A 13,643-nucleotide genomic window follows, 5' to 3' on the forward strand; every position below is an offset into this window, starting at 1 on the left:
TAATAGCGCTATGATAACGAAAATTCTTTCCGTCGGCGGATCGATCATCGCTCCCGACAAACCGGATGTCGAATTCCTAAACAACTTTATCGCAACGGCACGTGCGTGGCTCGACGCGGAACAAGGACGCCGCCTCATCTTCGTTTCGGGAGGAGGTGCTCCCGCACGCATTTATCAAACCGCCTATCGAGACGTACTCGGAAAATCGGGCGGAAAAACGCAGGACGATGCGGCAGATTGGATCGGCATCATGGCGACGCGGCTCAATGCGGAGCTTTTAAAAGCCTGCTGCGGTGACCTCTGCCGTGACGGCGTCGTCTCCGATCCGACGGCGGATATTTCATTCACCGGAAAAATTCTCGTCGCGTCGGGATGGAAGCCGGGTTTTTCGACGGATAACGACGCCGTATTGCTCGCTGAAAAATTCGGCGCGGACACGGTCGTCAATCTTTCAAATATAGAAAAAGTGTACACGGACGATCCGCGCTCCAATCCCGATGCAAAGCCGATCGATACGATCTGCTGGAAAGATTTCCGCAAAATCGTCGGCGATACGTGGATACCCGGAAAAAACGTACCCTTCGATCCGATTGCAAGCAAAAAAGCCGCTTCTCTTTCCCTGACGGTGATCTGCGCGTCGGGGAAAAACATCGCAAACATAAAAAATATCCTCGACGGCAAAAATTTTGTCGGAACGAAGATTACAGGCTGAGACGGAGAACGTGCGGCACGACGCAGTCGAACGCGAGCGTGACGGGTACTGTCGCGCTGCGGTTGCAGACGCACCGCACTCTTATGAATCCGTATGATTTATTACCCGTGCTCCATAAAACCTGATTTCCGTGCACAATACGTTTGCACGATACGTTTGCACAGTGGACGTAATTCGATAAAACACATATACTATAAGAATAGAGTGAAGGGGTATTCCAACAGATACACAAAAGGAGCCTTGCTGAATTATGGAAAATAACGCCACAGCCCATAAAACACAAATAAACGATGCGACCGGAAAAAAACTGTTTTCAATCCGTAAAAAATTAATTATTATTTTCGGCGGCCTAATCGCCGCAGCGATACTTATCGAGAGTGTGCTCGCGATTCGTACCGCACGTAAAGCAGTCATCGAAAAAGTCGAAGCGCATCTCATCGACAAAGCTACCGATACGGCTGAAATCATCGACGGCAGAATAAACGCACTTTTCCAATTTCTCGAAGGCATAGCGCGTATGCCTTCGCTGTACAAATCTTCTTACTCATATGCGGAACGAGTCGCCTTATTAAAAAAAGAAGCGGCACAAAACGCTTCCATCGTCGAACTCGATATAACCAATCCTCAGGGAACGTTTTACTATGACGGCGGCACCGTCCAAGTTGCCGACAGAGTATGGTTCCAAACCGCGCTTTCGGGGAAAAATTTTATTTCCGAACCGTATATCGAACGGGCAAATCATACGCTTGTCGTTACGCTCGCCGTTCCGATCTATAACGAAAATGAAGACATCTGCGCGGTTTTGTCCGCCGACATTTCCGGTCTCCAACTGCGGGATAATATTAAAGATATCGTCATCGGGCAAACGGGGAACTGCTATATTATCGGTTCGACGGGAACTTCCATCGCCGACCAGGATGCCGAACTTGTAACGAGAATGTCCAACGCTTCCGAAGAGGCAAAAACGGATCCTACAATGGTTTCCATCGGAGCATTTGAATCCAAAGCCGTAGCTTCGACGGAACCCCTCATAGGTTCGTATACATACAAAGGCGTTTCAAAAGTCGCGGCAGCTGCAAAGCTTCGTACCGCCGACTGGACGGTCATTATCAACGCTCCGTATGAAGAATTTATGGGGGAAGTAAATGCGTTGAGCCGTTCGATGCTTATCATCGGCATATTCATTTTAATTACGGTATTCGGTATTATTTATTTTATCGCTACGCAAATGGTTAAACCCGTTCGGCTCGCGGCAAACGCTTTGAAAGATATCGCACAGGGTGAAGGAGATTTGACCGTGCGCTTGCCGATCAGCGGTAACGATGAAGTGACGGACGTATGCGAATACTTTAACGAAACGATCGAAAAAATCGGCGCGTCGATACGAACCGTCGATACAAACAGCAACACGATGACCGATATCGGAAACGACCTCGCGTCGAATATGACCGAAACCGCAAGCGCCGTTCACGAAATCAGCGCGAACATCGACGGCGTTAAACAGCAGGCGCTGACGCAAAGCACAAGCGTTACCGAAACCGCAGCGACAATCGAAGAGATTATCCGTACGATCAGACAGCTCAACAACAACATCGAAGCACAGGCGGCAAGCGTCACGCAGTCTTCCGCGTCGGTAGAAGAAATGGTGGCAAACATCGCGGCGATCGGAAAAACCCTTGACAGAACCGACGAAGCCATAAAAAATCTTGCATCCGCAACCAGCGAAGGCAAGGGAACGCTCGTAACATCGAACGACGTAACGCAAAAAATCACCGAAGAATCGGGTTCGCTCATGGAAGCGTCGAGCGTCATTCAGCATATCGCAAGCCAAACGAACTTACTCGCCATGAACGCTGCGATTGAAGCGGCACACGCGGGCGAAGCGGGAAAAGGCTTTGCCGTCGTCGCCGACGAAATCCGTAAACTTGCCGAAGATTCAGCGACGCAGGGAAAAGCGATAACGTCAACATTGAAAACGCTCTCGGGAGAAATCGAAACGCTTTCGACATCTTCCAAAACCGTCGAAGAAAAATTCAATGCGATCTTTAATTTGGCCGAACAGGTAAAAGAAATGAGTGCCCGCCTCACGGAAGCCATGAAAGAACAGGAAAACGGCAGTAAAGAAGTGCTCAGCGCAATTAAAAACATCAACGCGGTAACGATGGAAGTACAAACGGGTTCCGAAGAGATGCTCAAAGGCGGCGAAGGCGTTGCACGGGAAATGCGCAAACTTGACGATTTGACGCGCATCATCACCGACAGTATGAATGAAATGGCGTCGGGGGCAGTGGAAATCAATAAAGCCGTTCAGGAAGTAAACACGCTGACGCGAAAAAATAAACAAAGCATCGACAATTTGGCGGTTGAAGTCGGAAAGTTTAAGATATAAGCGCCGAATTACCGCGCCGCATCGGCATATCCGCACGCTTTTCGCCTGCTTTTGCAGCCGGCAGTTATTTTGTTGTGCATTCTCTTCGGGCGCCTGCGTGCGCTGTCGGGGGGATAATCGGCGCGGTATAATTTTCGACGATACGCATTTGTGCGAAAGAGCCGGTCGGGTATTGCCCGATGCGCTGCCGTTTTCGCGTACATTGCAGCGTATGCACACGGAAATTTATTCACGGAGGAAAATATGGACGCATCATCGATACTGACGACATTGTTGGGCTCATCGAGCGTTTCGAATATCGGCAAAGCGTGCGATGCCGACACCGGCACGGTCAGCACGGTTCTCGCCGAAGCCGTGCCCGCACTCTTAAAAGGAGCGGGCAAACAAGCGGCCGATAAAGCATCGGCAAAGAGCTTTGCGTCCGCGCTCGCCGAGCACGCGGGCGTAAGTACGGCGAATCTCGGCACCTTTATGAAAAACGTCGATTTGGACGACGGCGCAAAGATCATCAAGCATTTACTCGGATCGAGCGCAGCTTCTACGACGAAGTCTATCGCAAAGACGGCGGGCACCGATGCCGGTACCGTATCGAGCATTCTTGCGGCGGCAGCTCCTCTTTTGATGAGCTTGCTCGGAAAAAGCGCCGGAACCGATACGTCGAGCGCCGCGCTTTCGACGCTGATCGGCGGCGTTATGAAAAACGTAAACGTCGGCAATGTACTTGGAAGTCTTTTGAGCACATCGGGTGCGAAAACGCAAGGAACGGCAAAAAAATCCGGAACGTCCGATACTGCGAAGCTCGCAGGCAATTTGCTCAAGGGATTATTAAAATAAATAATTTACGGGAGTATATATGGCGGTAAAACACAGGATTGTATCGGCTTCGACGGGAAAAACGGTGCGGGCGGCACCGAATGCAGGCGGACAATCGGGAAGCGCGCTGCCGCTTCGACTCGCCGCAGTCGTACTGTGGATTTTTGCGATCGCATTTGAAGTGCTCGCGTTGTGCGCGATGACGGAAAAGATCGTCATCCCGTTTTTTGCAAATCTTTCTCCGCTTGTCGCGGGAATCGTTTTGCTCGTCATCGATTTTATTTTCGTCGTCGCGGGAGCTCAATTTTGGAAAAAGGCGAACCGCATCGCACCTGCGTCGGAAGCGAATGCGCTGAAGTTTTGGCTGTGGAACAATATGGGCGTCATCGCGTGTGCGGCGGCTTTTGTTCCGTTTATCGTCCTTTTGCTTTTGAATAAAGATACGGACAAACGCACGAAAGCGGTCGGCATAGCAGCGGCGGCGATCCTGCTCATCATCGGAGGTCTTGCAAGTTACGACTTCGATCCCGTGTCGGCGGAATCCTACGCGCAGGCGGCGGGTACGCAGCAAGTGTATTGGACGCCGCACGGCAAACGCTTTCATACGCACGAAGACTGCGCGGCGTTGAGCAGAACGGAAGAGCTTACCGCGGGGAGCGTACAGGAAGCGATCGATGCGGGACGTGAGACGCTGTGCAAAATCTGCGAAAAGCGCGACGCCGCCTTGATCGAAAAAATAAAGCAGACGCCGAAAGAAAAAGACGCGGCATAGCGATACGCCGTTTGTCGGCCGAAAATCGAATTTTTGCAGCTTTACGCACGGCGCCTATTCTTCTATACTGTACCCGTTTGAGTGGGCGGCAAAAGACGCTCCTTGAAAAGTATGTAACAGCGATGTATCGCAGAGGTGATTGTATGGGTGAACGAAAAAATTATTTTAATTCGATTCCGTGGCGTGAAGCGCGCTTGCAGCTCGGTCATTGCCGTTCCATGGCGAAAGACGAATTCGATGACGGAGTAAAAGCGCTCAAAGGCAAAAAGATCGTCATCGTCGGCTGCGGCGCTCAGGGTTTGAATCAGGGTTTGTGCCTGCGCGCGAGCGGTCTCGACGTCGCGTATGCACTCCGTGAAAGCGCCGTGTCGGGAAAGCGGCAGAGCTGGAAAAATGCGGTCGAAAACGGTTTTAAAGTCGGCACTTATGCCGAAATGATTCCCCCCGCCGACGTGATCGGAAACCTGACGCCCGACAAACAGCACACGCCGGTTATCACCGAAGTTTTAAAATATGCACGTAAAGGCGTTACGATTTGGTATTCGCACGGATTCAATATCGTCGAAGAAGGCATGCAGATTCCGAAAGAGGATACCGTTATCATGTGTGCGCCGAAGGGGCCGGGCACGGAAGTGTGGCACGAATTCCAGCGCGGTTTCGGCGTGCCCGATCTCATTGCCGTGCATCCCGAAAACGACCCCGCAGGCCGCGGCTGGGCGGAAGCGAAAGCGCTCGCCGTCGCTATGGGCGGCAGCAAAGCCGGCGTTCTCGAATCGTCTTTCGTCGCCGAAGTGAAATCCGATTTGATGGGCGAACAGACGATTTTGTGCGGTATGCTGCAAGCGGGCACTATCGTGTGTTGGAATAAAATGACGGCGAACGGCATCGCGCCCGGCTATGCGGTGAAATTTCTGCAGCACGGATGGAATTATATTTCGGAAGCGCTCAAGTGGGGCGGCATTACGAATATGATGGATCGCCTGTCGAATCCTGCAAAGATCAAAGCGAACGAACTTTCGAAGCGGCTGAAAACATTGTTGACGCCGCTTTACCGCAAACACATGGACGATATCATCAGCGGTGCGTACAGCAGGACGATGATGAAGGATTGGGACAACGGCGACCGCGATCTGCTTGCGTGGAGAGAGGCAACAGGGCGCCTGCCGTTTGAGACGACCGAAGAATCGGGTGATGCGATTTCCGAACAGGAGTATTTCGATAAGGGCGTTTTGCTCGTCGCTATGGTAAAGTGCGGCTGCGAACTCGCGTTCGAAACGATGGTCGAAGCGGGCATCATGCCGGAAAGCGCGTATTACGAATCTTTGCACGAAGTGCCGCTCATCGCAAACCTCATCGACCGAAAAAAGCTCTACGAAATGAACCGCGTCATCTCAGACACCGCAGAATACGGCTGTGCCCTCTTTGCGAACGCTGCCGTTCCTTTCCTCGAAAAGGAATTCATGCCTTCCGTCGGCATCGACGTGATCGGCAAGGGGCTGAACGATGCCTGCAATTCGGTGAACAACACGGAACTCGTCGCCGTCAACGCAGAGATCCGCAATCACCCGATCGAAAAAGTCGGAAGCCGCCTCCGCGCGTATATGACGTCGATGAAGCCGCTCGCCGAATAATGCGCCTGTGCGCGGTGCCGCGCGTACCGCGATATGGCTCTGGCTTTTTTCTCGTTTTATGCTATAATAATTATTATGATACGTTCGGATTTGATAAAAGCGATCAGCGCAGCGGTCGAACTCGATAAGAGAACATGCGGCGAAATCGTTTCGGCGATGCTCGAAGAGATATACACGGTTTTGGAAAACGGCGGCAAGTATACGCAGCCCGGATTCGGCGTTTTCGACACCCACCTCAATAAGGGAAAGATCTCGCGTAATCCGTTTACGAAACAAAAAATGCGTTATCCGGAAAAGCGCACCGTACGTTTTAAGCCGGCAAAAATTTTAAAGGATACGCTCAATGCCGAATAAAAATACGCCTCGCGAAAAATCGATGCAAGCGTCCTCGACGGAATCGGTAACGCTTTCCGTGCTTGCCGAACGTGTGAATCGACGCCTCTCGGACAAATCGCTCGACGACAATAAAATCAAGCAAGTGATAAATTCGTTTTTCGATACAGTGCGGCGCGATATCCTTGACAACGGCTCGTTTAAACTGCTCGGCTTCGGTACTTTCGATCGGATGCTCGTCGACGAAAAGGAGCGCACGGATAGGGTTACCGGTGAAACGATTTTTACGCCCGGGTACTATAAAATAAAATTCGTTCCGGTGTCGGCGCTTGCCAAGCGCGTCAATAAACCGTACGAACACTTGCAGCCAGAAGTGATCGAAGAAGCGCCCGTCGAAGAAGAAGCGAAGCCTGAGCCGGATGAAACGCCGATCGATCCCGCGACCGAAGCGCTGCGCGATGCTTTTGACGAAATTGACGATCCCGATATCGATCAAGGTCAGACGGATGAGCCCCGTTTCGATTTTTCATCCGAAGCGCCGCCTTCCGCCGCTTCGGAAAATATTCGCTATGCGCCGCAGTTTACGCATCATGCGGCGCCCGATCCCTATGCACCCCAGTCTGCGCCGTATGCGGCACCCGACCACTATGTGCAAACGGCGGATATGTCGCACTGTTCCGTTTCGCCCGTTTACGATGCGGAAACGCAGCGGAAGCGGAGCGGGGAAATCGACGGCAAAGCGGCGGTCGAAAATCAGACGGTGCGCCATGCGGTCATACAGCAGCAAATTATCGAACAGCAGATCGTGCAGCAGCACGTGATTCAAAATCGGCATGCCGGCGAATTGCCGGAAACCGAAGATAACGTATACGATACCGATTACGACGGTGACGATTATGAAGAGGGAAGCCAGCGCTATATCAGCCGCTGCTGGTTTTTTGCCGGCGTTGCGGTAGTTCTTACCGCTTTGATGATCGGTGCACTCGCATACGTGCTTACGCACCGTACTCCGAAAGCGGCGGCAAAGTCCGTGCGTGAGATGCCAAAAACCGTCGTCGCCGAACCGAAAACCGTTGTCACGGAAGCGGCGCCGGAAATACGGACAGTATCGTTGCGGATTGCTGCCGACGACAATCTCTACGCCGCCCTTGCGCAAGCGGAGTACGGGGAGCGAAACCTGTGGCCGTATATTTTCAGTGCGAATATGCTGCGCTATCCCGATCCCGACAATCCGGGGGCTGCGCGCGAACTGGTCGTGCCGTCTAAACCCGACAGAGCGATCGACCGGCGCGACATAGAACTTTCCGTGATCGACGTGTACGATTCGTACCGTTCGCTCATTGCGGCAAATCCCCGCGGCAGAGCGGCCGCCATACGCAAAGAGCACGCGGTCATTTCGCTCATCTGCGGAGAGTCGCTGTACAGCGGCTTTATCGACAAGTACGCGATTCGCTTCAATGTCGAAGACGTGAGCACGGCACGGGAACAAATTAAAAACGCCGCTCGGTAGCATTCGACATGATACTATGAAAGAAATAACGTTTAAAACACAGGGGACATGCGCCCGCACTATCCGCTTTACAAAAGGGGACGACGGACGTATCACGGATATCGTATTTACCGGCGGCTGCAGCGGCAATTTAAAAGCCGTTGCAAAACTCTGCGACGGCATGACCGCCGAAGAGATTGCGGCGAAACTTGCCGGCAATACGTGCGGATTTAAAAAGACGAGCTGTGCCGATCAGCTGGCAAAAGCGGTGCTGAGCGAATAGTAAAAAATCGATTTTCATGGGTGCGGCGAAATTGCCGAGAGCGGCGCTCGACATTCGGATTGCTCATTGTCAAAAGCCGGGAAATGCGCTATATTGTTTACAAAACCGCTATGAAATCACCGCAGCCGTAATACAGGTATGTATAGGAGTTCTTTATGGAAATAAAAGATTTGAAAAACGCTAAAATCAAAGCGTGGGTTGAAGAATGGGTTAAATGGTGCGAACCGGACAGCGTCTATATCTGCGACGGTTCGAAAGAAGAGTACGACAGGCTTATGAAAGAGCTCGTCGATGCGGGGCTCGCGACGGCACTCAAGAAAAAACCGCACAGCTATCTTTTCCGCTCGCTTCCATCCGACGTCGCACGCGTCGAAGCGCGTACTTTTATCGCGTCGAAAAAAGAAGATGATGCGGGTCCGACGAATCACTGGATAGATCCCGAAGAACTCAAAAAGACGATGAAAGCGCTGTACAAGGGCTGTATGCACGGCCGTACCATGTACGTCATTCCGTTCAGCATGGGGCCGGTCGGTTCGGCGATCGGTAAAAACGGTATCGAAATCACCGACAGCGCATACGTCGTGTGCAATATGGACATTATGACGAGAGTCGGCACGAAAGTCCTCGACAATATCGGCACGGACGGAGAATGGATCCCGTGTATGCATTCGGTCGGAAAACCGCTCAACAACGGCGAAAAGGACAACGGCATTTGGCCCTGCGCCGACATGGAGCACAAATACATTTCGCAGTTCCCCGAAGAACGCACGATTTGGTCGTACGGTTCGGGTTACGGCGGAAACGCTTTGCTCGGTAAAAAGTGCTTTGCGCTTCGCATCGCGACGGTGCTTGCGCGCGATGAAGGCTGGCTTGCAGAGCACATGCTCATCTTGAAATTGACGAACCCGAAGGGCGAAGTAAAATACATTACCGGCGCGTTCCCGTCCGCTTGCGGCAAAACGAATCTCGCGATGCTGCGCCCGACGCTGCCCGGCTGGAAAGTCGAAACGGTCGGAGACGATATCGCGTGGATGAAATTCGGCAAAGACGGCCGCTTGTACGCGATCAACCCCGAAAACGGATTCTTCGGCGTCGCGCCGGGAACGTCGGACGAATCGAACTACAACGCGATGCGCGCGGCGGAAAAGAATACGATCTTTACGAACTGCGGCCTGACCGAAGACGGAGACGTTTGGTGGGAAGGCATCGGTTACAAACCGGAAGGTAAAGAGATCGTCGACTGGCACGGCAACAAACGCCCCTGCCCGGAAAACGACAAAACGCCGAAAGACAAAGAACAGTGCGTCGCGCACCCGAACGCACGCTTTACCGCGCCCGCACATCAGTGCCCGTGTATCGCGTCGAATTGGGAAGATCCGAACGGCGTGCCCATCAGCGCGTTCCTGTTCGGCGGACGCAGACCTTCAACGATTCCTCTCGTACACCAGGCGAGAAACTGGAACCACGGCGTTTTCCTCGGTTCTATCGTCGGCTCGGAAGTAACGGCCGCCGTCATCTCCGATCAGGTCGGACAAGTGCGCCGAGACCCCTTTGCGATGCTTCCGTTCTGCGGATACAATATGGGCGATTATTTCGGACATTGGATCGACATCGGTCACAAATCGACCGAAGATAAACTGCCGAAAATTTTCTACGTAAACTGGTTCCGCAAAGACGGCGACGGTAACTTTATGTGGCCGGGCTACGGTGAAAACAGCCGCGTCCTCGCGTGGGTATTCGACCGCTGTGACGGCAAAGACAACTATATCGATACCGCGATCGGCTATATGCCGAAAGAAGGCGCAATCGATACGACGGGATTGAGCGACGAGTATAAGAAAAATATGGCCTCGCTTACGTCTGTCGATGTTGACGGCTGGAAAAAGGAAATCAAAGACATCCGCGAAAACCACTATCCCAAATTCGGAAAGCATTTGCCGAAAGAGCTGAGCGAATGTCTCGACGATTTGGAAAAACGGCTGAATAAATAATACGGTTGAATGTAAGAATGGAACGGGGCTGTCTAAAAAGCGTTCCTTAAAATGCGGCATTGCAGGAAGTATCAACTTTCGAAAATGCCGCATTAGTGCGCGTGCTTCGCAACGAGCGCGACAGCGCGAAGTTTCGAGCGGCGCACAGGTTGATACGCGAGTTTTCGGCAGTCCCGTAAAATGCCTGTGATCGTGCCGGAATGTGCGTACGCTTACCGTGTCAAGCATTGATCAGGTTCGGTTGTATTCACTGTGCGCCGCATTCTTGACAGTGCGGCCGAAATTTTGTTATAGTAAACGAATACGGGGGTGTAGCTCACCTGGCTAGAGCGCTTGCATGGCATGCAAGAGGTAGTCGGTTCAAGTCCGATCATCTCCAAAAAAATAGAAAACTAACTGTTATTCTACTGATAATAAATTCAACTGTAAATTTGTAAAGAACCGACTACCGGAGTAGTGTTATTGTATTCTTTTGCTTTTTTATGTCTATAATGGGATTTGTGTTGATTTTGATTTCAAGAGAAAAAAATCTCATGTAAGGATAAGTTTTTTGTATTCATTATTTTTTCTGTTTGTTGGCATTTATATGTCTTATACAATGTTATTTTCAAAAGTGATACGGCAAAAAAAGGAAAATAACATTCTTTACGCAAAATGTAATGCTTTTCAAAATGCAACTCTTATTCTTTTAGAGTCTAAAGATATCAATTTATTTTTAGAGCACGAAGCTAAACTTATAGAACAATATTGTGAAATGGTGCTATAAAACATATAAATAATTTATTTTTCACAAAACTTCTGTAGTTTTTGCAAGGAATATAGCACAAGTGTTGAGGCTTGCTTTTTTTTACAAGCAGAGTTATATTTTGATTGAAGAATTCGGAGACGGCAGAATTCTCCTTGAACCTCGTGAACTCACAAAGCCGTTCCAAGTTTCCGAAAATACCCTCAAAATGATGGATTCAAGCATGGAAAATTTCAACAAAGGACTTGTTTCCGAGCCGATCGACTTATCTGCCTATGAGGATATTATCTGATGTTTAATATGCGAATGGGAATTCCTGAAATGAAAGACTTTTGGGAATCGTATCTTGAAAATAACAAACCTGCCGCCGGAAGAATTTTCTGGGTATATGATCCGAACAAATCCGACATCACGATAATCGGTCTTGAACCTCACCCGAATGACAAAAAAGATGCATATCGGAAAATAACGCTTTCTGCTATGGATAAGTCTTCGGAGCGGAAATGAGCTGTTGCGTTACGAAAAATTATTATTCTCCGCAAAAAAATTTATGCCTATGGGGCCAATAACCCGGTACGCTATATAGACCCTGGGGGTAAGAAAGATGAAAAATAAAATCTTACCGACTTTTATTGGTGTCGTTATTATAAATTTTTGTTTAGCTTTCTTGTTATTTAGATATAATGGAACTGATTTAGGAATAAAAAACACAATAATTCTTTTATCTGATAATTTGTGTGTACAAATTCCGTACATTACAGTATAGTAGAAACAGAAGTACAAAATGGCAGTAGCACTAAAAAATGAAGCATTAAAAGGTTTGTTTGAATGAATTTTACTTTAGTGTCAGTCAAATACCTGCAACACCCGTATCAATTTTGGAAGATTTTATGGCCCAGGTAATCACGTTCGGAGAAATCATGCTGCGCCTCGCGCCGGAAGGCTACAAACGCTTCGTGCAGGCGGATAAATTCGACGTCGTATACGGAGGGGCGGAAGCGAACGTTGCAGTTTCTTTGGCAAATTTCGGCATACCGGTTTCGTTCGTCACAAAGCTTCCCGCGCACGAGATGGGAGACGCGGCGCTCAACGAACTGCGCAAATTCGGCGTCGACACAAAATCGATCGCGCGAGGCGGAAAGCGGCTCGGTATCTATTACGCGGAAAAGGGCGCAAGTCAGCGCGGTTCCCTCGTCATCTACGACAGGGCGGGTTCTTCTTTTCAAACGGCATCGTCCGAGGACTTCGATTGGGAGGCGATATTCGCCGATGTAACATGGTTTCATTTTACCGGTATAACGCCTGCGCTCGGAGACAATGTCGCGGCAATCTGTCTCGAAGCGTGCAAAAAAGCGAAAGCGAAAAACATAACGGTGAGCTGCGATTTGAATTTTCGCAAAAAATTGTGGAGTTCCGAAAAAGCGGGCAAAGTCATGGCCGAACTCATGGAATATATCGACGTGTGCATTGCAAACGAAGAAGACGCGGAAAAGGTATTCGGCATCGCCGCGAAAAACACGGACATAACCGGCGGCAAGCTCGATAAAAAAGGCTATGAAGACGTCGCAAAACAGCTTGCAGACCGATTTCACTTGCGTCAGGTTGCGATCACGCTCCGCACGTCGCTCGGCGCATCGGACAACAAATGGGCAGCCATCCTCTACGACGGCAAAAATTATTATTACAGCAAAGAATATCTCATCCGCATCGTAGACAGAATCGGCGGCGGCGACAGTTTCTGCGCGGGACTCATCTACGGTAATTTGATGGGATCGGATCCGCAAAAGACGGTAGATTTCGCCGTTGCCGCGAGCTGTTTAAAACAGACGATCGAAGGCGATTTCAATCACATTTCGGCGGAAGAAGCGGAAAAACTTATGGGCGGAGATGCGTCGGGCAGAGTGAATCGTTGACGGCGTGCTTCGCTTGCCGGAGTAAAACATAACGGGGCGGGACTGTCGAAAAAGCAACCGACTTTTTAAGGCAGCCCCGATCCGCACGTCACTCTTTTACTTTAAGGCTTTCTTCGAACGCTTTTCTGTCAAACGGCGCGTAAATCGGATCTTTCGGCACATAGCCGGCATCGTCCCACAGCGAACTCGTGATCATTAAATCGGCGCTGTAGCGGTTGCACGCGATCGGTATATTGTGGATCCTGCACTGGCGCAAAAGCATTTGAATATCGGCTTCGTGCGGCTGCGGATTCAAATCGTCTATAAAAAAAACCGCAAAATCGATTTCCTTTCGAACGACGAGCGCCGCGATTTCAGCATCCCCGCCCATCGGCCCCGAATGCATGCACGTGATATCGCTGGCGATGCCGCGCTTCATAAAGGATTCCCGCACGAGCGTGCCCGTCGTCCCCGTACCGAAAAGCCTGTGCTGTGAAAGCATTTCCGCATTGTTTAACGCCCAGTCGACGATATCGGCTTTTCGGTTATCGTGCGCTACAAGCGCGATCCGTAATTTCCGTTTCATGCGATAT

General features: G+C 50.5%; 13 protein-coding genes and 1 tRNA gene. 13 read left to right on the forward strand and 1 reads right to left on the reverse strand.

Annotated features, from left to right (window positions below; all coding sequences use genetic code 11):
* The first annotated feature begins 13 nt into the window (after positions 1-13).
* The 13 genes from pyrH (at position 14) to HMPREF0860_RS06670 (ending at position 13,071) form a co-directional block, all read left to right on the forward strand.
* Entirely contained in the window at positions 14-712 is a 699-nt protein-coding gene (gene pyrH / locus HMPREF0860_RS06600) for a UMP kinase (RefSeq protein ID WP_375164337.1), read from the forward strand.
* A gap of 250 nt (positions 713-962) precedes the next feature.
* Positions 963-3,101 (forward strand): methyl-accepting chemotaxis protein, encoded by a 2,139-nt coding sequence (locus HMPREF0860_RS06605; protein WP_021329403.1) that lies wholly within the window; start codon positions 963-965, stop codon positions 3,099-3,101.
* A gap of 243 nt (positions 3,102-3,344) precedes the next feature.
* Positions 3,345-3,935 carry a DUF937 domain-containing protein gene (locus HMPREF0860_RS06615; protein ID WP_021329428.1) on the forward strand — a complete coding sequence of 197 codons (591 nt, stop codon included), beginning with the start codon at positions 3,345-3,347 and terminating at the stop codon, positions 3,933-3,935.
* Positions 3,936-3,954: 19 nt separating this feature from the next.
* The gene (locus tag HMPREF0860_RS13255; RefSeq protein WP_021329467.1) at positions 3,955-4,686 is read left to right on the forward strand and encodes a hypothetical protein; all 732 of its coding nucleotides are present in this window, start codon (positions 3,955-3,957) and stop codon (positions 4,684-4,686) included.
* Between the two features lie 143 nt (positions 4,687-4,829).
* Positions 4,830-6,317 carry a ketol-acid reductoisomerase gene (gene ilvC / locus HMPREF0860_RS06625; RefSeq protein WP_021329493.1) on the forward strand — a complete coding sequence of 496 codons (1,488 nt, stop codon included), beginning with the start codon at positions 4,830-4,832 and terminating at the stop codon, positions 6,315-6,317.
* 75 nt (positions 6,318-6,392) lie between these two features.
* Positions 6,393-6,671, forward strand: a complete 279-nt coding sequence (locus tag HMPREF0860_RS06630) for an HU family DNA-binding protein (RefSeq protein WP_162147000.1) — start codon at positions 6,393-6,395, stop codon at positions 6,669-6,671.
* Positions 6,661-8,160, forward strand: a complete 1,500-nt coding sequence (locus HMPREF0860_RS06635) for an HU family DNA-binding protein (protein ID WP_021329517.1) — start codon at positions 6,661-6,663, stop codon at positions 8,158-8,160. The genes HMPREF0860_RS06630 and HMPREF0860_RS06635 overlap by 11 nt, the downstream gene beginning before the upstream one ends.
* Before the next feature lie 16 nt (positions 8,161-8,176).
* Positions 8,177-8,422: a TIGR03905 family TSCPD domain-containing protein gene (locus HMPREF0860_RS06640; protein ID WP_021329536.1), complete on the forward strand. Its 246-nt coding sequence runs from the start codon at positions 8,177-8,179 to the stop codon at positions 8,420-8,422.
* Positions 8,423-8,577: 155 nt separating this feature from the next.
* Entirely contained in the window at positions 8,578-10,413 is a 1,836-nt protein-coding gene (locus HMPREF0860_RS06645) for a phosphoenolpyruvate carboxykinase (GTP) (protein ID WP_021329488.1), read from the forward strand.
* Positions 10,414-10,718: 305 nt separating this feature from the next.
* Positions 10,719-10,792, forward strand: a tRNA-Ala gene (locus tag HMPREF0860_RS06650).
* A gap of 451 nt (positions 10,793-11,243) precedes the next feature.
* Positions 11,244-11,450: a hypothetical protein gene (locus HMPREF0860_RS06660; protein WP_156001990.1), complete on the forward strand. Its 207-nt coding sequence runs from the start codon at positions 11,244-11,246 to the stop codon at positions 11,448-11,450.
* A 14-nt stretch (positions 11,451-11,464) separates the two neighbouring features.
* Entirely contained in the window at positions 11,465-11,665 is a 201-nt protein-coding gene (locus HMPREF0860_RS06665; protein ID WP_231364260.1) for a hypothetical protein, read from the forward strand.
* A 383-nt stretch (positions 11,666-12,048) separates the two neighbouring features.
* Positions 12,049-13,071 carry a sugar kinase gene (locus tag HMPREF0860_RS06670; RefSeq protein WP_038080394.1) on the forward strand — a complete coding sequence of 341 codons (1,023 nt, stop codon included), beginning with the start codon at positions 12,049-12,051 and terminating at the stop codon, positions 13,069-13,071.
* Positions 13,072-13,159: 88 nt separating this feature from the next.
* Here HMPREF0860_RS06670 and HMPREF0860_RS06675 read toward each other — a convergent pair whose 3' ends face one another.
* Positions 13,160-13,636: a methylglyoxal synthase gene (locus HMPREF0860_RS06675; RefSeq protein ID WP_021329523.1), complete on the reverse strand. Its 477-nt coding sequence runs from the start codon at positions 13,634-13,636 to the stop codon at positions 13,160-13,162.
* Positions 13,637-13,643 lie beyond the last annotated feature (7 nt).

Origin of the sequence: Treponema socranskii subsp. socranskii VPI DR56BR1116 = ATCC 35536, from assembly GCF_000468115.1 — a bacterium.
Taxonomy (GTDB): Bacteria; Spirochaetota; Spirochaetia; order Treponematales; family Treponemataceae; genus Treponema_D; species Treponema_D socranskii.